Raw genomic sequence first — 20646 nt, forward strand, 5'->3', positions numbered from 1 at the left:
ATGTGCGGGTTTCGTGTCAGTGGGTTAATGGTTGTGCTGCGGAGGCGGGGATTCCCCGAGGCCACCCGACCGCGATTCGTGGCGCGCCGGAGAGAAGCCGGACAGCACCAGAAAGAAGACGACGGCAAGTCACCCGAATTCCAGCCCGTCCAGCCACGCAGGCACCAACTCTGGGGAAAACCTGTGAAGGTGTATCACCAGCAGTGGAAAGGACCACATACAGTCACGACAGCTGCAGATATGGCGGTGTAGGGCGTCGCTGCTGGTCAGCTGGATGTCCGGGGGCACCGGTGGGCATGGGGAGGCCCACCGTGATCATGAACGTTTATGACGACGTATCAAGAACACGTGGCCGTGGAGGCCACGTAAGCCGAGCGAGTGTGGACGGCGGCGCTCGGGGCGGTGACCGAAGAGATCGACCTGACCAGCAACGACGCACCATCGATCAAGGGACTACAGCCGCCGTGTCTGGGTGCCCCGCAGGCCGACCGCGTCCCACGTGTCGAGGAACGTGACCTGGTCGGGCCGGAAGAGCGCGACCCGCAAGTCCGGGAGGCCACCCTGCTGCGGGGGCGCCCCGTCGACCAGAAAACCGGCGAGCATCCAGTCCGGGGTGAACGGGCCGCTCGCGAGCGGCCAGCGACCGCTGAGTCGATAGCCGCCCCTCACCGGCGTCGCCCGACTTTTCGCAGCCGCCGCTCCACGGGGCAACAGGTCGGGGACGTCGGCGAACACCTTCTCCAGCGTCTCCCGGGCCAGTGACCGTACGAAGAACCAGCTCAGCGAAGCGACCTGGACGGTCCAGCCCGTCGAGCCGTCGGCTCGCGCGATCTCCCGTACGACCCGGGCGCCCTCGGTCAGCCCGAGCTGCTCTCCGCCCCACACTTTGGACAGGGCCATCCGGAACACGCCTGCCTCGCACAGGGCGGCGACGATGTCCGCCGGAACAGCCGGGCATTCTCACCTTCGGCGGAACGTGCCGCGGTCTCGGGAAGGAGTGGGCGGACACGGTCGAGCACACTGTCACTGGTTGCCCGGTCCTCGGACTGAGCGGGGTCAACAGGCGTGGGCCATGAAGGGGTTCCTCGCTGCAGGTGTGGGGGTCTGATCGTGAGAGATCAACTTGGGCGGCGGAGCCACTCAGCCAGGCGTCAGGTCGAGTCCGACATCGAGCCGGTGGCGGTCCGGATGCCTCGCCGGCCTCGGGCTCGGGCTCGGTCATGTTGGTGCCGGCATCGGTGTATCTCCCGTGGCCGGGAGATACACCGAACGGCGTGCAGTCCCTGTGGTCAGGGGGTGGTGCAGGTGTTGCTGAGGCCGCCGAGTCCCTCGATGGTGGAGTTCAGCACACCTCCGGGGGCCAAGTACCGGGGCGGCTTGCAGGCGTTGCCGACACCAGCGGGAGTGCCGGTGAAGATCAGGTCTGCCGGCCGCAGTTCGCACACGCTGGACAGGTGGCTGATCAGGGTCGGGATGTCGAAGATCAGGTCGCTGGTGCGTCCCTTCTGGATGGTTTCCGCGTTGTAGGTGGAGGACAGTGCGAGGTCGTTGGGGTCGTCGAGTTCGTCGAGGGTGGTCAGCCAGGGGCCGATCGGGCTGAAGGCCTGGTAGCTCTTGGCGAGACTGAACTGCGGAGGAAATCCGGCCAGTTGCATCGTGCGCTCCGAGATGTCCTGGCCGACGCAGAATCCGGCGACATGGTCGAAGGCCTTGTCGGAGGGGATGTTGCGGCCGCCTTCACCGATGACGACGACGAGTTCGAGCTCCCAGTCGACGGTCTCGTTGGGCAGCGGGATCTCCGCAGCGGGCCCCGCCAGGCTGGAGGGCCACTTGGTGAACACCAGCGGAGCGTCGGGGACCGGCGCGTTGTTCTCGGCGCTGTGGTCACGGTAGTTCAGGCCGATGGCGAAGATCTGGCGCGGATCGGTGACGGGAGGACCGAGCCGGCTGGCGTCGGCTTCCAGCATGGCCAGGGTGGTCGTCGGGTCCGCCTTCGGGCGGGCGGCGGCGAGCCACTGGCGGATCTCGGCGATCCGGGTGACGGAGGCGTCGAGTGAGGTCGTGAACCGGCCGCGGGAGGCGGTGTTCAGGTCGATGACGCCTTCGGGTGTGACGACGACAGCCCGGCCGTCAAGGTTGGCGAGTTTCATGGTGAGGTCCTTCCGGGAGAAGAGAGCCTGCGGCGGCGCATACGGCAGCCGAAGGCAGGTGAGGGGTGAGTTCAGGGTGGTGTCGACGCGATGGGGAGTCGGCAACCCGACGACGACGTCGACGCGTGGCTCCACGGTCGGGCAGGGTCGTGACCGCGGGGGGCGTGCCACGCCCCGCGACTGCGGCATGGTCCGCCAGGGCAGGCCCTAGTCCCGGGCCGTCAACCGGGCTCCGGTCGGGGCGGGCGGTCCACATCGCAGACGCTGGGTGAGTTCGCGGACCAGGGCGTCGGCGCCGTCGAGTGAGGCAGCGGTGCCGAAGACGTGGAAGTCGGGGCGGACCAGGATCACATCACGGTCCCATTCGTCGAACCATGCGGCGTACCCGCCTTCCACGTCGGTCACCGGTGCATCCGGCCCGATGTGAACGGCAATGCCCCCGAGGCGCTCCCATGCCTCACGGACCGGCGGCGACAGCGACTCCAGCGGGTTCCCGCTTCGGCTGAGCAGCACATGTACGCCCATGCCGCACACGTCGTCGAAGAAGCCCTCCCGGCCGTCGGCCCGCACGAGCCCCTGACGGCCCAGGCGTCCCGCGTGCGGGTCTCCCGCCGCGAGCGGATCAGTGCCCATCCGCCACTCCATCTTCGGCGGGCCGTCACCGGTGTTCTCCCGGATCGCCTTGTCGCGCTCGGCGCACGCTTCTGGGTCGACCAAGCAGAGAATGTTGCCGATCATGACGCCGTCGGAGATCAACTTGCTCACGTGCGGAATACGTTCGCGGGCGTAGTCGTCGAGGGTGTCCATCGGGACCACCCCTCTCAGCACCAGGTCCAGGCGCCAGCCGAGGGTCGCCACGTCGCGGATTCCGGAGTTCATGCCCTGACCCAGGAACGGCGGCATCAGGTGGGCGGCATCACCGGCCAGCAACACCCGCCCCTGTCGCCAGCGTTGGGCCCAGCAGGCTCGGAAGCTGTAGGCCGCGTACCGCACCAGGTCCGCGTCGGCCGGAGTGACCCCGCGCTCGGCCAGCAGCCGCCACACGGTTTCGTCGGTGGCCATCTCCTCCTTCCGCTCCCCGGGCAGCAGCATGAACTCGAAACGACGCCGCCCCGGCCCGGCCGGCACGGATGTCACAGGACGCGGCGGGCCGAGAACCTGCCCGAAGTGCGGGAACCAGTCCCGTTCCACCGTGGGCTTGAGGTCCACAACCAGCCAGTCGGAGGAGAACTGCAGGTCGCCGTCCAACGGAATCCCGGCCAGGCTCCGGACGATGCTCGTGGCGCCGTCGCACCCGACAGCGAACTCGGCGGTGCACGTCAGTTCATCCGCCCCGGCACGGGGGCCTCCGTTCTCGTCGGAGGGCACGAAGCAGACCCGGACCCCGTCCTCGGTCTCCTTGAGGTCGGTGACCACATGGCCCCGCAGCAGCCGGATTCTCGGCTCTGCCTCGACCTGTGCCTCCAACACCGCCTCAAGATCCGGCTGGTTGAACGTCCCCCCATGCGGTCCCTCGGCCCTCTCGGGCACCTGCATGACTTCCGAAAAGAGGATTTCTCCCCCGGGGGTGACGTAGTCGAGGCTGGTGCTCTTCACATCCCACAGAATGTGGGGCTCCAGAGCCTCGGTCACCCCCGTCAGGTGCAGCACCCGCCGCGCCTCACTGCTGAGGCCCACTGCCCGGGGCAAGGGGTACAGGGCCGGCCATCGCTCCACCACCAGAACGCGGTGCCCGTTGCGCGCCAGCAGCAGGCTGAGGGTCAGTCCCGACGGACCGGCCCCTACGACAAGCACATCCCACGAGGCGGCAACGGAGTCGTCCGGTGACTCAGAGTATTCGTCATTCTGCTCCATCCCAGCTCCAAACGGTCCATGTGTTGCGGAAGACGGGGCCCGTCGATTCCTCGCCCTCGGGCTCCTTGGGCGTCATCTGCGGAAACTTCGACCAGGAGTGGTCAGGGCTCGATGTCTTCGTCGGACTCCTGCTGGATGCGGGCCCACTGCTCCTGAATCACGCTCTGCAGATGGCGCGCTTTGGGCCAGCCGCTGTAGACGGCGGCGTGCAGCGCGAACTCCTCCAATTCCGCCAGGGTGAGATCGCCACTGTTGAGCGTGGCCCGAACGTGATCCTCCAGCGCCTCCGGAGCGCCCGCCGCGGTAACGCAGGCCAGCGTCACCAACCGTCGATCACGGTTGCTCAACCCCGGCCGCGCCCACACCTTGCCGTAAACGAAATCGCGGGCCGCTTCGTCCAGCGGCGTGGGAGTGTAGCCGTCCGGTAGTTTCATCGTCATGACCCTTTGGATAGTCTCTTCGGCATCGGCACGGGACATTGGAATCCTCCTTGACAGCGGAATAAGCGAATTAGCATTCGGTTCCATAGGCCATTGACGGGTCTGGTCGAGTCCGCGTCAGCAGCTCGACCCCCACCTCCCCCGCGGCCTCGTACGGAGCGCGGGCGATGTCGGGCAGGGCACGCGAGACCGAACCGCTGTGACTACCGTGGCCATCGGTCACGGCGTTGGCGGGGCGGACGTCGAAAGTGAGGTGCTCACCGCAGTGGTGGCGCGGCTCTTGATGCTCAGCCTCGTGGCGGCGAGGGGCGGTGCTCGACTGCGACACCTGTTCAGCCACCGGCACGCTGTTCCGCCACAGGCTCCGTGTGGTGCCGACTTCGACGAGGCGTCGGCACCGCGCATCGCCGCCACCGCCACCGCCACCGAGGCCTGGACGCCCACAAACGGCATCACGAGGTTTGATCGCAGGCACCCAGCGGTCCGATGAGCGGGCGCGAACGTAACGAACGCCGCGGTTGTCGCCTCGGAGCCCCGCTAGATGTCGAGTTCGACCTTGGCGGAGCCCGCCGGTCCGGTGCCGGCGGTGGGGAGAGGGCTAGGGCGGATCATGGGCGCTTGGTCAGTTCGGACTCCGGCTCCCCGGCCTCGAAGCGGGCGACGAACTCATCGGGGTCGAACTCCACCCCGACCGGGTTCTTCTGGAATTCATCGGACAGCAGGTACTCCTGCGTGGACTCCGCGTCGGGGAAGTTGTCGATCTGCAGCTCGATACGGTTTCCGTCAGGGTCCGCGTAATACAGCGACACGGTCATGCCGTGATTGATCACCCAGACCGGGTTGATATCCTTCTCCTTCAACCGCTTGTAGGTGCCGACCAGGTCACCCAGCTTCTCGTAGGTGAAGGCGAAATGCTCCAGCCCGGTGTGCTCCATTTCGGGCATCACCGACGAACCGAGTGCGAGAAACGCGACTCGGTGATGCTCGTCGTCGTAGGTCATGAAGCCCAGCATGTCATTCGAATAAACTGGGCGGCCGTCAAGAACCTGTGAATACCAATCGATCATCTCCTGCATACGGCCGGTCTTCAGCACGACATGTGCGAGTTTGACGGGAGCGACCATTTTATGCCTCCTTGATTGTGCGGCACTACTGAATGCCGGCGGCCATCGCGTGTTCCTGAAGTGAGAGCCCGCCGAGATGTGGCGTCGATACCGGTTGCCGTCGCTCATGGCCATGCAGAGCCGCGACGTCGAGCAACCACTCTCGCCGACCGGCGACAAGGTCCGCCCGCTGTCCTGCTCAGCCACCTCGCCAGCCAGGGCCGATGGAGCATCAGCAACTAGATAAACAATAATCTATAGATTCCATTTGGGGAAGGGCTGAGGAAGAATGTGGCCATGTCTTCTTCCTCGACCTGGCCGGCCGATCCCCCGCAGACCCGCGCGGACTGGGTTGACGCGCGGCTGCGCATGGCCATCCTCACTGGGCAACTGAAGGCCGGGACCAGGCTCCACGCGGAGCGACTGGCCGCCCAGTGGGGCGTGTCGGCCACGCCCCTCAGGGAGGCGTTCCAGCGCCTGGCCGGCGACGGACTGGTCGAGATCGCACCCCAGCGGGGGGCGCGGGTGGCAGGCCTCGACCGCGAGAAGGCCGCCGAGTACTACGAACTGCGGCTCCTGCTCGAACCCCGTGCACTGGAGTCCTCGCTCCGCCAAGCCGACGCGGCCTTCCTTGATGAGGTCCGTCGTGCCATCACCGAGTTGGAGGCAGTGGGGACCGCGGACAGCGTCGAGACCGGTTTCAGTGCACATCGCAGCTTCCACCAAACGCTGCTGTCCCGCTGTCGCAACCGGGAGATGTTGCGCATGTGTACGCTCCTGCAGGACCAGACCCAGCGATTCGCCGCCAATTCCATCGACGTGAAGCACATCGGCCAACACCGCGCCCTCGCCGAGGCAGTCCTCGAAGGGGATATCGGCGAGGCTGTCCGCCTGATCACCGTCCACCTGCACACCACCGTGGACGCCGCCCACTCCCCCACTGGCGCCCTCCCGGCCGGAGAAACGTAAAGCGCACGGCTCGGTGCCTTTGGCGGTGGTGACGAAGCGTGATCGGTGTCCTGGGCATGGCATGCGGGACGTCAACTCCCTTGTGAAGCCGTCGTTCGGGGCGTGGGAACTTCGAACAGGCAGCGTCCACCGCCCCAGGAGGTCCCGGACGGCGGACGTGAAGGCGCCCCCTCCACTGTCAGGCGAGGGGCGGCAGTTGTTCGCCCTGGACGGCCTGGACGGCCTGGACGTCGAGTTCTACGCGAAGGGTGGTGCCGATGGCCGCGATACCGGCCTGGACGATCTGGTTGTAGTTCATGGCGAAGTCCTCGCGCCGCAGTTCGGTGGCGGCGCGGAACGACGCCCGTACGCCACCCCACGGGTCCGGTCCGGTGCCCAGGTAGGCCAGGTCCAGATCGACGGACTGGGCCACGCCGTGCAGGGTGAGTTCGCCTTGGACGGTCCAGCGGGCGCTGCCCGCCGGGGTGATGCCCGTGCTGCGGTAGGTGATCTTGGGGTGGATGTCCACGTCGAGGAAGTCCGCGGAGCGCAGGTGACCGTCGCGCGTGCCGTTGCCCGTATCGATCGAGGAAGCCTCGATGACCGTCTCCACGCTCGACGCAAGCGGGTTCTCCGCGATCTCGATCCGGCCGCCGAACTGCGTGAACCGGCCGTGCACACTGGTCAGTCCGAGGTGCTGGGCGACCGCGCTCACGGTGGAGTGGGCCGGGTCGATCGTCCACGGCCCGGGCGGCGGCAGTCCCACGTCCCCGGCTCGTCCCAGAACGAGCGTGCCGAGGTCGGCGCCGCCGGAGGCGGTCACGATGGCGGTGCGGGCGACGGGGTTGTAGCCGACGGCGGTGACGATCACGGTGTACGTTCCGGACGGCAGGGCGCCGGTGGCCACGGTGCCGTCCTGCGACGTGGCCTCGCGGAGTGTCTGCTGCCCCGTCATGTCGGTGACGGTCACTGCGGCGTGCGGCACGGCCCAGCCGTCTCCGGTGCGGATCCGGGCCCGCAGGCCGCCGCCCGCTTCTGTACTTTTCATGGTTGCTGCCCCTCGAAATCGTCGCCGGGAAAGTCGCGAGGAATCTGCGATGTGATGCGGGCCCCGGCCGCGACGGCTTGTGCCGTCCCCTGCTCCGGCCGCCCCGGCCGGGGCCCTGTGTTACCGGTCCGTACGCATCCGAGGCCGTACGGACCGGCGTCTGGTTCGACCCGGTGTGGGTCACCCCTCGGGGTGACCCAGCTCCAGGTCCAAGTCGTCGGCGCCGGCGACAGTCAGCGCGGTGGCGACCGGCTCACTGATTCCGAAGAGCAGCACGTCGTATGTCACCGGCCCTTCGCCCGCCACCACAGTGGCGGGCCGCGGCTGGTGGCATCCGCCGCCGCGTACGGGACGTACGAGTCGGAGCCCGGCGGCAGCAGTGAGTGCCGGCCGTCGGACCGGGCGACGCTCCGGCCGCGTTGACGTCCGATCAGGTAGATCAGCATCAGCGTGGTGCCCGCCGATACCCGTGCCGTCCGCGCTGCGCACCTGGCCTTCGATGCACCGTCCGCCCGTCGCGGGGATCACGTCCCCGCTACGGGTGTAGGTGTACGCGGCCTGCGGCTGGGACTTCGTCCGGCGCTGCACAGCGCCTGCGCCGACGAGCACCGGCTACCGCTGCGGTTGCGGTTGGGGTTGTGGTTGCGGCTCGGAGGACGGGGTCTCCGAGTCCTCGCTCTGCTGCTCGGTCCCGGTGCGCAGGCCCTCGCCCTCGACGTCCACGTTGGGCAGTGCGCGGTCCAGCCACTTCGGGAGCCACCAGGCCGACTTGCCGAGCAGGGTCAGGACCGCCGGGACGATGGCCATGCGGACGACAAACGCGTCGAAGAAGACCGCGATCCCCAGGCCGAAGCCAATCATCTTGATCATGGACTCGCTGGAGCTGATGAACCCGGCGAAGACGCAGATCATGATGATCGCGGCAGCCGTGACCACGCGCGCGCTGTGCCTGAAGCCCGTCACCACCGCCTGCTTGGGATTCTCCCCGTGGACGTAGGCCTCGCGCATCCGCGTCACGAGGAACACCTCGTAGTCCATCGCCAGGCCGAAGACCACACCGATCATGAAGATCGGCACCATCGACATGATCGGACCGGTCTCCTCGACGCCGATCAGACCGGCCAGCCAGCCCCACTGGAAGACCGCGACCACGGCACCGAGCGCCGCCAGCACCGACAACAGGAAGCCGAGGGCTGCCTTCAGCGGGACCAGGATCGAGCGGAAGACCACCATCAGGAGCAGGAAGGCGAGGCCGACCACCAGCCCCAGGTAGGGGATCATCGCGTCGGTCAGCTTCTGCGAGAAGTCGATGTTCAGCGCCGTGGTGCCGGTGACCAGCACCTGCGCGTCCGTGTCGGCCTTGATGCCGTCGGCCTGGTCACGGATGGCCTGCACCAGGTCCTCGGTCTGCGTCGAGGACGGCTTGGAGTTCGGTATGACGGTGACCGTCGCCGTGTCGCCGGCCTCGTTGAACATCGCCGGGCTGACGGTGGCGACGTCCTTCAGGCTCTTGATCTCGTCGGTCACCGTGGTGGCGGCCGCCTTCGGGTCCCCGCTTTCCTTGGTGTCGACGACGACCATCAGCGGGCCGTTGAAGCCGGGGCCGAAGCCTTCCGAGAGGAGGTCGTAGGCCTGCCTCTGCGTCGTGGACGTCGGCTTCGTGCCGTCGTCTCCCAGGCCGAGTTCCAACTGGGTCACCGGTATGGCCGCCGCACCCAGCGCGACGACGCTCAGCATCAGGACGGCGGCGGGGCGGCGGACGACGAAGTTCGCCCAGCGGGTGCCCATGTTGGGCTTGTCCCCGGCAAGCTCCTTCGCCTCTTCGCCGCCGGACCGCTTGCTCTTCCTGCCCGCCGGCTGGATCTTCCGGCCCGCGTAGCCGATCAGGGCCGGAATCATTGTGATGGCGATCAGCACCGCGATCGCGACCGCGCAGGCCGCCGCGATGCCCATCTTGGTCAGCAACGGGACGTCGACGACCGAGAGGCCGGCCAGCGCGATCACGACCGTCAGTCCGGCGAAGACCACTGCCGAGCCCGCCGTGCCCGTGGCCCGTCCGACCGCGTCCTCGCGCTCACGGCCCTCTGCCAGCTCGCCCCGGTAGCGGGAGAGGATGAACAGGGCGTAGTCGATGCCGACGGCGAGGCCGAGCATCATGGCCAGGATGGAGGTGGTGGAGCCTAGGTCGAGCGCGTTGGCGAGGGCCGTGATGCCCGCGAAGCTGATACCCACCCCGATGAGCGCGGTCAGCAGCGGCAGCCCGGCCGCGACGAGCGACCCCAGGGTGATGACGAGGACAAGTGCGGCGACTGCGACGCCGACGATCTCCCCGGCACCCGTCCCGGCCACCGTATCGAGCGCGTCACCACCGATCTCGACGGTCAGCCCGGAGTCCCGTGACTCCTCCACCGTCTTCTCCAGGAAGTCCTTGGTGGAGTCCTTCAGTTCCTGGGCCGGGGCGGTGTACTTCACCTGCGCGTAAACGATCGTCCCGTCCTTGCTCACCGCGTTCCGCTGGGTGAACGGGTCGGTGACGGAGGCGACCTCGGTGCCTGAGCCCAGTTTCTTGACGGTCTGCTCGACGACCGCCTTGTTGTCGGCCTCCGTCATCTTCTCCCCGGCGGGAGCCTTGAAGACGACGTTGGCGCTTCCACCGTCCGCGCTCGAACCGGGCGAGCGCTCGTCCAGCAGGTCGAAGGCCTTCTGTGCCTCGACGCCGGGGATCGAGAAGGACGATGAGCCCGCGGAGGGAGCGTTGGCAGCCGCTACACAGGCGGCGGCCAGCAGTACTGCCCAGAACAGGGCGATGAAGTGCCGTCGCCGGAAGGCGAATCGGCCGAGTTTGTAAAGGAAGGTGGCCACGGGACGTGCTCCCGGTCAGTTGTGAGGGTGGTTCAGGGCAGAGCGGACCGGCCCGACGACGGTGGGGTCTTTCCTCTGCCCACAGGGCATTGAGGAGGTCGTGTCGGGTACGGCTGGGACATCGGGTTACTGCTGGGGACCTGGGGAAGGGGCAGGGCAGACGCGGAGGGCGGGGAGGACCACGGCGTCGAGGTACGAATGCAGGAAGGCCTGCGTCGGCGGCCGGTCGTCGATCAAGGTGCGGGCGACGAACGCGCCGATCAGCATGTGCACCACGAACTCCAGCGCCGGGTTGTCCGCACGGATTTCGCCCCGGTCGACGGCGCGCTGCAACACCCGGCTGACCTCGTCCGTCTCCGGTTCGATGAGCAGTTCCCGGAACGCACGCTTGAGATCCGGGTTGTGATGCATCGCCATGTCCAGAGCGCGCATCAGCGCGGAGGTCTGTTCCATGGTGGAGTCGTCCTCGTGGGACAGCACGGCATGGAAGTCGCCTCGTAGCGATCCGGTGTCGGAGTGGGCGATGCTGCCGGGCTTGTGGTGACGTATCGCCCTGACGACCAGCTCGGCCTTGCCGCCCCACTGGCGGTAGAGCGTCGCCTTGCTGGACCGGGTGCGTGCGGCCACGCTGTCCATGGTCAGCGCGTCATAGCCGACCTCCCGGAGCAGGTCGAGCACGGCCGCGTACAGCTCGGCCTCCCGCTCGGGCGTGATCCGACCGCGACGCGGCGCCGCTGTCTCCGCCATCTCACGCACCTCCTAGGTAAACGAAACTACTTCGTACAGTTGGAACGCATGTTGACGACCATACCCCGAGCAGCAAGAGAAACGAAACTATTTCGTACGCCAGGTCGCACAGGCTCGACCCGACCAACTCAGTCTCCCCTCCCGCACCAGGCTGGGCACCGGACGGGCACCGCATCAGATCCGAGATCGATTACAGCTGCCGGCCGGAGAAGACCTGCGTCTGTGGGGCCTTACACGTCCGGGACGGCCGGCAGATCACCATGACCGCGTCCTCCCGCAACAGCGTCTTCTACAGCCCTAGGGGCCGCAGACTTCCGTTCTTCTTCGGGATGCGCACCCTGCGGACCGGGGAGAACCGGTAACGCTCGGCCTTCAACAGGCCGATGATCTCCCCAGACTCATCCCGTCGGGTGTCTCCCCGTCGACCCCGGGCGTCATCGCTCCGCCGTTGGCGTAAATACGCCCGTAGGCCATCAGAAACAGCTGTTCACTGAACAGCTGCCGATACAACCGTTCCAGAGACAGACCGCGTCTGCCCCTGTCGCTCAGGACACCGAGCACTGTGTCAGCGCTCTGCATTTCGCATACCTCCCCGGTGTCGCCGGTGTCCGTACCACCTGTGCCCCTTCGCCCTGCGAGCGGCTTTCCCGCTCTCCTCGGCCGGGCGTAACTCCGGCGACTACTACGGGCACTCCGTCACCGCCAGCCGTACTGGGACGGTGATCCCACGTTCGTCTCTGACACACGATCAGCGCGACCCAGGCGCCCCATTCCTCTCCTTCAATGCCCTCGTTGGGCATCGCTCCCGCCGCGAAGGTTGACCAGGGCGAACCAGTACGTCCCCGGTCACGACGGGCACCGGTTTCAGGTGCCGTTCCGGTCGCAGTAAATTGCTGCCGCTGGAGATTGGGGTTCAAGGAATCAAGCCTTCGCCATACCGCGCGGGTCCCCCGACGCACCGCCCCAGGCACCTGGGCCCGGTCGCCGGTTTCCTGGCATGCTCTGGTCCCCTTCACCTTTCGGATCCAGGTAAGCCATCGGACCCAGCAGACCCCCCTTCGAGCCTGTCCCGCCTTCAGCGGGGATGTGTCAAAGCGCCTCGTGGCGCACTGGTTCCCCTTGACGACCAGCAGGTAGTGGCCGCCGGCGGCGATGATGTGCTCGGCGTGGGCGCGCTGGGTGTGCATGGCGTCGGCGGTGACCACCGTGCCGCGCAGGTCGATGCGGTCCAGCAGCGGGGCGAAGGCAGGGATCTCGTTGCTCTTCGCGGGGATCTGACGCTGGGCGATGACGGTCTGCGAGGTGTGCAGGGCGGCGGCGAGCAGGTAGACGGCCTTGTCGTCGGTGCGTGAGCCGCGCACGGCTTTGCCGTCGACGGCGAGGCCGACCAGGGTGTCACCGGGTTCGTCGGCCGGGTCGGTGGCGTAGCGGGCGATCCAGGTACCCACGGCGTCGTCCAGCGCGTCGCCGTCCAGGCGGGCCAGCAGCCGGCCCAGGGTGGTGGTGTTCGGCGTGGCGCAGGTGAGTCCGAGGCGTGTGCGCAGGTCACAATCGCTGTCGGCGGCGAAGCGGGCGATGGCGGCCACCGATTTTGTGCCGCTGAGGACGGCGACCAGGCACAGGGCGAGCAGGGAACCGATCCGGTAGCGGCGGCCTCGGACCCGGCGCGGGTCGGGCACCTGGTCCAGCACGTCGGCCAGTGTGCACAGGCCGGGCAGTTCGATGAGCGGGCATGGGAAGTCAACGTCCTCGTGGTGGCGCGCGAGGGCGTCGATCCAGGGAAGATGGCACGCGAACGCGACCCCTGTTCGTGATCTTTGGCTTCGATAACCTTGATCATCGGGAGTCGCGTTCGTCATTTCCAGTCGGGCACATCAGCCACCCCGCACCACACCAGGGCGAACCCCTCATCTCGCCACCTGAGAACGCATCAGCCCTGCCCTGTCCCCGCCCCGAAAGGCGGGCCTCTATCGACGCCGCAGACTTCGCGTGATGCTACGGACCGCTGCCTCGCTCCCCCTTGCAGGGCTTTCGACACTGGGCTTCGACGCCGGGCGTTTCCCCCCGACGCCGCCAGTCTGCCACCGGGCCTCCTGGCAGCTACCCGGACCGGACTTCCACCGGCAGGCGACAACGAGCTTACGACTCAAGATCAACTACAACACGAAGACCTCCGAGTCTGCTGGGCGCGCGAAACAGCGAGGCTAGCCGGTTCCGCTGCGACTCCGGCTGTAACCCAGCTTTGTCCAGGGTCAGTTACTGCAGGTTCGCGCATGGTCACGGCGGGCCCGGCGGACCGAACAGTCGCTAGGTGGAAAGTAATCCGTGAACTCCGTGAAGAACTCGTGCAGTTACTGATGATTCAATCATTCCAGCCTTCTCACCGCGACCTCGCGGGCACAAAATGACCTTGACCTCGGGGACTTGACCACTCCTTCGGGAAAGGCACCACCTTGCCCCAGCAACACCCCGGCCGACGCCGTAGCGTCGGCCGCCGAGCAGCCCTTCTGCTCGCCCCGGCACTCGCCGGAGGAATGATCCTCGCCTACAGCCCACTCTCCCAGGCCGCACAGGCCGGCAGCGCCCGGCAGGCGGGGACGTACTCCGCCGGCATCTATCTCGTACAGATCGCCGGCGATCCCGTCGCCACGTACTCGAAGACCGCACCCGCGCCCGGCAAGCGGCTGAACACGGGGACAGAGGCCGTACGAGACTACGTCGGCCACCTGAAGCGGCAGCGCGAGAAGGTACTGGACGAGGTGCCGGGCGTCCGGCCGCTGTACAGCTACCAGTACGTACTCAACGGGTTCGCCGCGAAGTTGACGGCCCGTCAGGCCAACACCCTGGCCCGCACCGAGGGTGTCGTCTCGCTGTCCCGCAACGAGAGACGCCAGGTGACCGCCACCGCGGAGACGGACACGAACGCCACGGCCGACATCCACGCCACGGCCGCCGACTCCTCCGGTGGGACGTCCTCCAACAAGGCGGCCTCCGGCACCCTCCCCGTCCCCGACACCGCCAAGTTCCTCGGACTGAAGAACCCCGGCGGGCTCTACTCCAAGGTGCCCGGCGGACAGGCGAACGCGGGCCGGGGTCTCATCATCGGTGTCCTCGACACCGGGATCGACACCAACAACCCCTCCCTCGCGGCACTCCCGGAGCCCCTCTCCGACGCCGACGCCATAGCCAAGAAGTGGAAGGGCAGCTGTGACCGGGGGGAGGACAGTGCGCACCGGGTCACCTGCAACAACAAGGTGATCGGCGCCCAGTACTTCGACAAGGGCGAGACCGACCCCACCGACACCGACTGGGCGTCCCCGATGGACTCCTCCTCCCACGGCACGCACACCGCGACCACCGCAGCCGGCAACTACGACGTGCCGGCCACCGTGCCCGACACCGCCATATCCGGCCGGATATCCGGGCTCGCCCCCGCCGCCCGCATCGCGGCCTACAAGGTGTGCTGGCACGACGGCTGCTGGGCGGTGGACATCGCCGCGGCCTACGACAAGGCCGTGGCCGACGGTGTCGACGTCATCAACTACTCCATCGGCGGCGGCTCCGACAGCCGGACCGACATCCCCGAGTACACGGCGATGTTCAACGCCGCGAAGGCGGGCGTCTTCGTCTCGACCTCGGCGGGCAACTCCGGGCGCGGCACCGTCGAGAACAACGTCCCGTGGGTGACCACCGTCGCTGCCTCCAGCCACGACCTCGGTTACCGCACGAAGGTCACCCTCGGCAACGGCGTCTCCTACTCCGGTGTCGGCGTCAACGCCACCGCCGTGCCGTCCGCACCGCTCGTCGACGGCGCGAACGCCGCCCGCGACGGCGTCGACGCCACCTCGGCGGGGCGCTGCACGGCGGACAGCCTCGACCCGGCGAAGGTCACCGGCGCCATCGTGGTCTGCGTGCGCGGAGACAACGACCGCGTCGCCAAGAGCGACGCGGTGAAGGCGGCCGGAGGCGTCGGCATGGTGCTGTACTACACCAGCGAGGCCGACGACACGATCGCCGACGCCCACACCATTCCGACCGCCTACCTGAACCCGGCCGACGGCCAGGCGGTCAAGGCGTACGCCGGCACCACCGGCGCCACAGCGGCGATCGGCGCCGCGAAGGCCGTGCACCAGCGGGCTCCGCAGGTCGCCGGCTTCTCCTCCGGCGGCCCGGACCTGACCAGCGGCGGCGATCAGCTCAAGCCCGACATCACCGCCCCCGGCATGGACATCGTCGCGGGCACCACGCCGGGCGGCGAGGACGGCACCTTCAAGGGCGAGCAGGGCATCATGTCCGGTACGTCCATGGCCGCCCCGCACGTCGCCGGACTCGGCCTGCTACTGCGGCAGTTGCACCCCGACTGGTCCCCCATGGAGATCAAGTCCGCGTTGATGACCACCGCGACCACGAAGGACAACGAGGGCAAGCCGATCGCGCGCACCAACGTCGACGGCCCGGCCACCCCGCTCGACTACGGCTCCGGACACGTCGTACCGAACACCGCCGACGACCCCGGCCTGGTCTACGACTCCCACTCCGCCGACTGGACGTCGTACATGTGCGCCCTCGGCGACGAGCCGGTGACCGGCGACGGCAGCGACGCCTGCGCCACCGCCCGCAAGACCGACGCGAGCGACCTCAACACCCCGAACATCTCGGTCGGTGACCTGACCGGAAAGCAGACGGTCACCCGCACGGTCACCAACGTCACCGCCACCACCGGCGTCTACACCGCCGAGCTCCAGACCCCGGACGGCTACGAGGCCGAGGTCACCCCGAAGCTGCTGGTCGTCCCGGCGGGCGGATCGGCGACGTACAAGGTGACCTTCACCCGTACCGACGCCGCCTACGGCGACTGGGCCTACGGTTCGGTCACCCTCAGCGACAAGGACGACCACCGGGTCCGCAGCACCGTCGCCCTGCGCGCCGTACAGCTCACCGCACCGGCCACGGCCACGGCCACCAGCGAGGACGCGACCGGCTCGGTCACCGTCACGCCGCAGGCCGGCTGGAAGGGCACCTTCACCACCAAGGTGAACGGCCTCTACGCGGGCACCACCCAGACGGGCACCCTGACCGGCACCGACCCCGACTTCGGCCCGCCGCCCGCGCAGCTGGCGCCCTCCACGATCAAGACCGAGATCACCGTCCCCGAGGGCACCACCCTCGCCCGCGTCGCACTCCGCTCCGCCGACCACCTGGCGGGCAGTGACGTCGACCTGTGGGTGTACGACAAGGACGGCAACCTGCTGTCGAACCCGGACGACGGCAACGACGAGCAGGTCGACCTCACCCCGGGCACCTACGAGGTGTACGTCAACCAGTACGCCATGCCCGAGGGCGTCACCAGCCAGACGTACACCCTGCACACCTGGCTGGTCGGCCCGGACACCCGGCCCGACCACACGGCCACGGCCACCCCGGCCGAACAGCAGGTGGCTGCGGGCGACACCGTCGAGACCACCGTCTCCTGGCGCGACCTCACACCCGGCAGCGAGTACCTCGGCGTGGTCGAGTACGGCGACGGCACCGGCACCGTCGGCACGACGGTCCTGACCGTCACGCCGTAAGGCACGAAGAGGCGGCGGCCCCCGACCCCGGGGCCGCCGCCTTCGCCCGTGCCCGCCTTCCCTGCCCAAGGTCCGGGCCTGCCCAGAGCCCGGGCCTACCCAGGATCCGGATCTGCCCGCGCCCCGTGGTGAACCGGGGTGCACCTCACCCGCCCAGCCGCCGGAGGCCCCATGGACACCTCGGAGGACCGCGAACCGCCAGTGAAGGACCGTGGACTGCGCCTGGTCCCCGTCCTGTTGGCGCTGACCGTGGTCAGCGGCCTGATCGACGCGGTGAGTTATCTCGGCTTCGGGCACGTCTTCACCGCCAACATGACCGGCAACGTGGTGCTACTGGGCTTCGTCGCCGCCGGCGCGCCCGGCTTCTCGGTGCCGCACACCCTCACGTCGCTGGGGTCCTTCGTGGTGGGCGCGGCGGCGGGCGGGCGCACGCCGTACGGCTCGGCTGCGGCTCACTCCGCACCTGGGCACGGCTCACGCTCGCCGCCTAGGCGGTCCTGCTGGGCTCGTCGGCGGCGGTCGCCTTCGCCGCGCCCCACGCCACCACGACCGCCTACGCCATGATCGCCGTCACGGCCGTCGCGATGGGCCTGCGCAGCGCGACGGTCCGCAGACTGAGCGTCCCCGACCTGACGACGACGGTCCTGACGATGACTCACCGGCCTCGCTGACGACTCCCGCACGGGCGGCGGCCGACGGACGTGTCCCCTCGATCGACGAGCTGGAACCCGGCCTCCATATCGATCTGCCGGACGAGGAGAAGGTGCCGTTCTTCGGCGAGCACGGCTATTACCGCAGCCACGAGGCTCGCATGAACGACGGCGAGCGACGGCAGGCGATCAAGGATGAGGCCGAGCGGGCCGGGATCAAGCCGGGGGTTCCCCGGTCTACGTCGCTCAGCAGCCGAAGGCGCTGAAGACCGCGAACCTGGCGGATGCTCCGAACGCCGATTACTCGCCCAGCCGCCCACCTGTGCAACCCCTCGGAAATAGCCGCAGCGCACAAAATTGAGAGGAGACCATCTGCACACGTGTCAGATCGAGGCGCGCCTTGTCGCCAGCCCGCCAGCCGCTCCAGCGGTCGCAGCCAGCCGTTCACGCTGATCACCGGCACACAAATAGCGGGGCAACATAGCGCGGGATCGCCGGTTATCCTCGATTCGCCAGCGGGGTTCGGTGGCTGACGTGCTCGGCAGTTCGCCCGTAATCTCCTCGGGTCGTGCGAGGTGGGCCGTCGCGTGACGCCGCGGGTGCGCCGGGTTCCACGGGCCCGGAGTCCTGCTGGTTTTCTTCTTCCTGGTCCTTGCCGCGGCGGTGCCCGGCCGTCAGGTGACAGCCGGAAGGACGGTGAGCCGCTGCCAGCAGGTGGTGAACGCCTTTGCCCAGGGCCAGGTCGCGTCGATGCGCAGCCATCGGCGTCGGGCGTGGTCGGCGAGGCGGGCGGGCAGGTGGTAGAGGCGGAAGCGCATGGTGTCCGGTTCGGCGCCGGCCAGACCGTCGATGTCGTGCAGGGCCAGCAGCCGCACCCAGGCGTCGAGATCACTCGCGAGGTTCGCAGCGAGCATCCAGCCGCGGTTCACTTCCCAGGAGGCGGACGGCAGATTGTCCAGTCCCATGGCCTTGTTGGTGCGGACCCGGTCTTCGACTCCGGCGTGCGAGTAGTGCAAAACATCCAGGAACTGACTGTGGCCCGAGCCGGCGATGCCCCACATGTGACGGATATTGGTGGCGGTGATGCAGTACCGCCAGCCCGTCTTCTTCTCGAAGCCGGTCAGTTTCTTCAGGCGGCGGCGGGTGGGCCTGACACGGCGCACGATCAGCCCCATGCCCTCCGGCCAGCTCTCACGGGTGTTCAGCCCGGTCAACTCCGCGACGAAGTAGCCCTCCTGGAGGCTGCCGTCTTGGTGCACGGAGGTCTCCCAGGCACTTCCGGGCAGCTTCGCGATGGCCTTCTCGTCGTCTTCGGTGATCTTCCAGCCGACCGTGTAGCGGACCGTGCGCCGCGTGGTGTTCAGCGCTTCGAGGTGTTCGAGCAGCCCGTGGGTGGCCCCGGCCCCGTCCACCCGGACGAGGATCTTCGCGGCCGAGGAGCAGGGGATCTGGGCGAGGGCGCCGGTGAGCACCGTGATGTGGTCGGCCACCGTGTTTGCTCCGGCATTCCCCGGACGCAGGGGCATCGCCAGCGATTCGGTGGTGTTCGCGCACCACGCGGCCAGCGGATGAAACCCGAACGTCCCTTTTGAAGGTGACCGCTGCCCCGGTCTTCTTGGACGCGGACGTGATGATCGTGGCATCGAGGACGATGACGATCCAGCCGGTCAGCCGTTGCCCGCCACCGTTGCTGTAGCCAGGGGAAGCCGCACGGTCGTAAGTGCAGCAGGCTCCACACGTGCCGGCGCACCCGCGCCCGCACCTTTGCGATCTTCGCCAGGACTGTCTCGTCGAGCGCGGCCAGAGTGCGGCGAGCGGTGGAGCCCGAGGCCGACGGCCCGAACAGCGGCCGGTGGTAGAGCTGGAGTTGTTCGGCCTCCGACAGATTCGTCGCGCCGAGCACGATCGCGACGGTCAGGTGCACCAGCACCCCGGCGCGGTCCCGCCAGCCGGCCACGGTACTGGACGGCAGCACTTTCACCAGCGCGTCCGTCAGCCCCGTCCGGTCCGCACACCGGCGCAGGTGATCACCAGCATGCCGGGCCTGGGCATGATCCTCGGTGCCAGGTTCCTGGCTGCGACCGGCGGCGACATGACCGCCTTCGGCGCCCCAGACCGCCTCGCCGGCTTCGGTGGCGTCGCATGTTCCCCGCGACTCCGGCAAGATCAGTGGCAATCTTCGCCGGCCACGACGCTACAACCGCAGGCTCCAACGCGTCTTCTACATATCCGCGTTGTTCAGCATCCGCCACTGCGACGAGTTCCGCCGGTTTTACAAACGCAAGCGAGCCGAAGGAAAGCGACACATCCAAGCAGTCCTCGCCCTGGCCCGCCGACGCGTCAACGTCCTCTGGGCCCTCCTGCGGGATGGACGAACGTATGAAGCCACGCCGCCCACCGCACGCGCGGCTTGACAGACCACATTAGGAATCACTGCACACCAACCGAACCCAACCTGAAAAGGTCAGTAGCTAAAGCTCTTGGTAACTGTCGCACCTGCTTCATTTGGTGCATAAAATTCAATTATCTGCCGCGGATTTCCAGCGCAGCCCTTCTCGGTGTATGAAACGACTTCCGCTGGCTTACCGAGTATCCCGGTAAGGTTCGTGGTCTGCGATTGGCCCGGGCCAATATTGTCGCACCGTGTAACCGCTGTTGATGTTGACTGAGAGCCTACCCAAATTATTTCCATGGAACGAGTGCTTGCGCTCGACGACTTGACATGGACCGTGAGGACCCAAGTCCCGAGATCTCCGGCCGCCGCGTTCGCGGGAACAGCCACCCCGACTACGCCTAGCATTCCTGCGACACCTGAGACCGCAGCGCCAATCATGATCTTCTTGATACGCTTGAATCGACGAGTAGACATCTCAAGTGCGCCTTCCTGGGAATTGCCGCCTGCGATAAACTCTCACGTGAGATTCCATTTATATCAAAGCAGTAATTCGTGATCTGAGTTGCGTCGGTATGCGACTAGCCGTGCGCTTGCGGTGCCCAGACACGAAAGGCCCATTCCAAGCGCAGCTTGCATCGTTTGCTTTCGGCATGGGAACACTACGGAAGGCCGGATACGGAAGCAAGGCAACTCTGCTTAAAACTTGGTTAATTGACTGAAAGTTAGGCATGACCTCAATTCCTTCACGGAGCCTTTTCGGCGTGGCCACCTTTTGAGTGCTGCTGGGGTCATGCGGGGGTGTGCGCAACGGACAGGGCTCCCGTGCCGTTGAGAGAGGTGTTCGACGTGTCAACTCAGCAGCGCAGGAGCCCTGTTGGT

At 67.6% G+C, this 20646-nt stretch carries 14 protein-coding genes and 3 pseudogenes; 5 read left to right on the forward strand and 12 right to left on the reverse strand.

Annotation, left to right across the window (positions count from 1 at the left end; all coding sequences use genetic code 11):
• Positions 1 to 453 precede the first annotated feature (453 nt).
• From ACFYRX_RS07525 to ACFYRX_RS07545, 5 genes are all read right to left on the reverse strand, one after another.
• Positions 454 to 936 carry an acyl-CoA dehydrogenase family protein gene (locus ACFYRX_RS07525; protein ID WP_389097583.1) on the reverse strand — a complete coding sequence of 161 codons (483 nt, stop codon included), beginning with the start codon at positions 934 to 936 and terminating at the stop codon, positions 454 to 456.
• Between the two features lie 353 nt (positions 937 to 1289).
• Complete coding sequence (locus ACFYRX_RS07530; RefSeq protein WP_389097379.1) at positions 1290 to 2285, reverse strand: fumarylacetoacetate hydrolase family protein; 996 nt, start codon at positions 2283 to 2285, stop codon at positions 1290 to 1292.
• A gap of 72 nt (positions 2286 to 2357) precedes the next feature.
• Entirely contained in the window at positions 2358 to 4004 is a 1647-nt protein-coding gene (locus ACFYRX_RS07535; RefSeq protein WP_389097380.1) for a bifunctional 3-(3-hydroxy-phenyl)propionate/3-hydroxycinnamic acid hydroxylase, read from the reverse strand.
• A gap of 101 nt (positions 4005 to 4105) precedes the next feature.
• On the reverse strand, positions 4106 to 4483 hold the full coding sequence (locus tag ACFYRX_RS07540; RefSeq protein WP_389097381.1) for a carboxymuconolactone decarboxylase family protein: 378 nt from the start codon (positions 4481 to 4483) through the stop codon (positions 4106 to 4108).
• A 569-nt stretch (positions 4484 to 5052) separates the two neighbouring features.
• A complete protein-coding gene (locus ACFYRX_RS07545) occupies positions 5053 to 5568 on the reverse strand; it encodes a VOC family protein (RefSeq protein ID WP_389097382.1) in 516 nt (171 codons plus the stop codon).
• A 276-nt stretch (positions 5569 to 5844) separates the two neighbouring features.
• Here ACFYRX_RS07545 and ACFYRX_RS07550 point away from each other — a divergent pair, with 276 nt between their 5' ends.
• Positions 5845 to 6516: a GntR family transcriptional regulator gene (locus tag ACFYRX_RS07550; protein WP_389097383.1), complete on the forward strand. Its 672-nt coding sequence runs from the start codon at positions 5845 to 5847 to the stop codon at positions 6514 to 6516.
• A gap of 178 nt (positions 6517 to 6694) precedes the next feature.
• Here the strand turns inward: ACFYRX_RS07550 and ACFYRX_RS07555 are convergent, their stop codons facing one another.
• The 6 genes and pseudogenes from ACFYRX_RS07555 to ACFYRX_RS07580 form a co-directional block, all read right to left on the reverse strand.
• Complete coding sequence (locus ACFYRX_RS07555) at positions 6695 to 7543, reverse strand: YceI family protein (RefSeq protein WP_389097384.1); 849 nt, start codon at positions 7541 to 7543, stop codon at positions 6695 to 6697.
• A gap of 284 nt (positions 7544 to 7827) precedes the next feature.
• A complete protein-coding gene (locus ACFYRX_RS07560; protein WP_389097385.1) occupies positions 7828 to 7989 on the reverse strand; it encodes a hypothetical protein in 162 nt (53 codons plus the stop codon).
• A gap of 166 nt (positions 7990 to 8155) precedes the next feature.
• The gene (locus ACFYRX_RS07565) at positions 8156 to 10405 is read right to left on the reverse strand and encodes an MMPL family transporter (protein ID WP_389097386.1); all 2250 of its coding nucleotides are present in this window, start codon (positions 10403 to 10405) and stop codon (positions 8156 to 8158) included.
• A gap of 126 nt (positions 10406 to 10531) precedes the next feature.
• Entirely contained in the window at positions 10532 to 11152 is a 621-nt protein-coding gene (locus ACFYRX_RS07570; RefSeq protein WP_389097387.1) for a TetR/AcrR family transcriptional regulator, read from the reverse strand.
• 292 nt (positions 11153 to 11444) lie between these two features.
• Positions 11445 to 11731, reverse strand: a pseudogene (locus ACFYRX_RS07575) (maturase); the annotation flags it as partial.
• The gene (locus ACFYRX_RS07580) at positions 11698 to 12843 is read right to left on the reverse strand and encodes an ISAs1 family transposase (RefSeq protein ID WP_389097388.1); all 1146 of its coding nucleotides are present in this window, start codon (positions 12841 to 12843) and stop codon (positions 11698 to 11700) included. The gene ACFYRX_RS07580 and the pseudogene ACFYRX_RS07575, both read right to left, overlap by 34 nt.
• 762 nt (positions 12844 to 13605) lie before the next feature.
• Here ACFYRX_RS07580 and ACFYRX_RS07585 point away from each other — a divergent pair.
• The 3 genes and pseudogenes from ACFYRX_RS07585 (at position 13606) to ACFYRX_RS07595 (ending at position 17638) form a co-directional block, all read left to right on the forward strand.
• A complete protein-coding gene (locus tag ACFYRX_RS07585; protein ID WP_389097389.1) occupies positions 13606 to 16722 on the forward strand; it encodes a S8 family peptidase in 3117 nt (1038 codons plus the stop codon).
• A 171-nt stretch (positions 16723 to 16893) separates the two neighbouring features.
• A pseudogene (locus ACFYRX_RS07590) lies at positions 16894 to 17415 on the forward strand (YoaK family protein); the annotation flags it as partial.
• Positions 17416 to 17485: 70 nt separating this feature from the next.
• Positions 17486 to 17638, forward strand: a complete 153-nt coding sequence (locus ACFYRX_RS07595; RefSeq protein WP_389097588.1) for a hypothetical protein — start codon at positions 17486 to 17488, stop codon at positions 17636 to 17638.
• 408 nt (positions 17639 to 18046) lie between these two features.
• Here ACFYRX_RS07595 and ACFYRX_RS07600 read toward each other — a convergent pair whose 3' ends face one another.
• Positions 18047 to 19015, reverse strand: a complete 969-nt coding sequence (locus ACFYRX_RS07600; protein WP_389097390.1) for a transposase — start codon at positions 19013 to 19015, stop codon at positions 18047 to 18049.
• 374 nt (positions 19016 to 19389) lie between these two features.
• Between ACFYRX_RS07600 and ACFYRX_RS07605 the strand changes: the two are divergent.
• A pseudogene (locus ACFYRX_RS07605) lies at positions 19390 to 19786 on the forward strand (transposase); the annotation flags it as partial.
• Positions 19787 to 20646: the final 860 nt, after the last annotated feature.

The organism is Streptomyces sp. NPDC005374 (assembly GCF_042872225.1).
GTDB lineage: Bacteria > Actinomycetota > Actinomycetes > Streptomycetales > Streptomycetaceae > Streptomyces.

Excerpts from the sequence above, each read along its gene's own strand:
- ACFYRX_RS07535 (WP_389097380.1), bottom strand. The coding sequence starts at position 4,004 with ATGGAGCAGAATGACGAATACTCTGAGTCACCGGACGACTCCGTTGCC.
- ACFYRX_RS07540 (WP_389097381.1), bottom strand. The coding sequence starts at position 4,483 with ATGTCCCGTGCCGATGCCGAAGAGACTATCCAAAGGGTCATGACGATG.
- ACFYRX_RS07545 (WP_389097382.1), bottom strand. The coding sequence starts at position 5,568 with ATGGTCGCTCCCGTCAAACTCGCACATGTCGTGCTGAAGACCGGCCGT.
- ACFYRX_RS07550 (WP_389097383.1), top strand. The coding sequence starts at position 5,845 with ATGTCTTCTTCCTCGACCTGGCCGGCCGATCCCCCGCAGACCCGCGCG.
- ACFYRX_RS07555 (WP_389097384.1), bottom strand. The coding sequence starts at position 7,543 with ATGAAAAGTACAGAAGCGGGCGGCGGCCTGCGGGCCCGGATCCGCACC.
- ACFYRX_RS07560 (WP_389097385.1), bottom strand. The coding sequence starts at position 7,989 with ATGCTGATCTACCTGATCGGACGTCAACGCGGCCGGAGCGTCGCCCGG.
- ACFYRX_RS07570 (WP_389097387.1), bottom strand. The coding sequence starts at position 11,152 with ATGGCGGAGACAGCGGCGCCGCGTCGCGGTCGGATCACGCCCGAGCGG.
- ACFYRX_RS07600 (WP_389097390.1), bottom strand. The coding sequence starts at position 19,015 with ATGCCACGATCATCACGTCCGCGTCCAAGAAGACCGGGGCAGCGGTCA.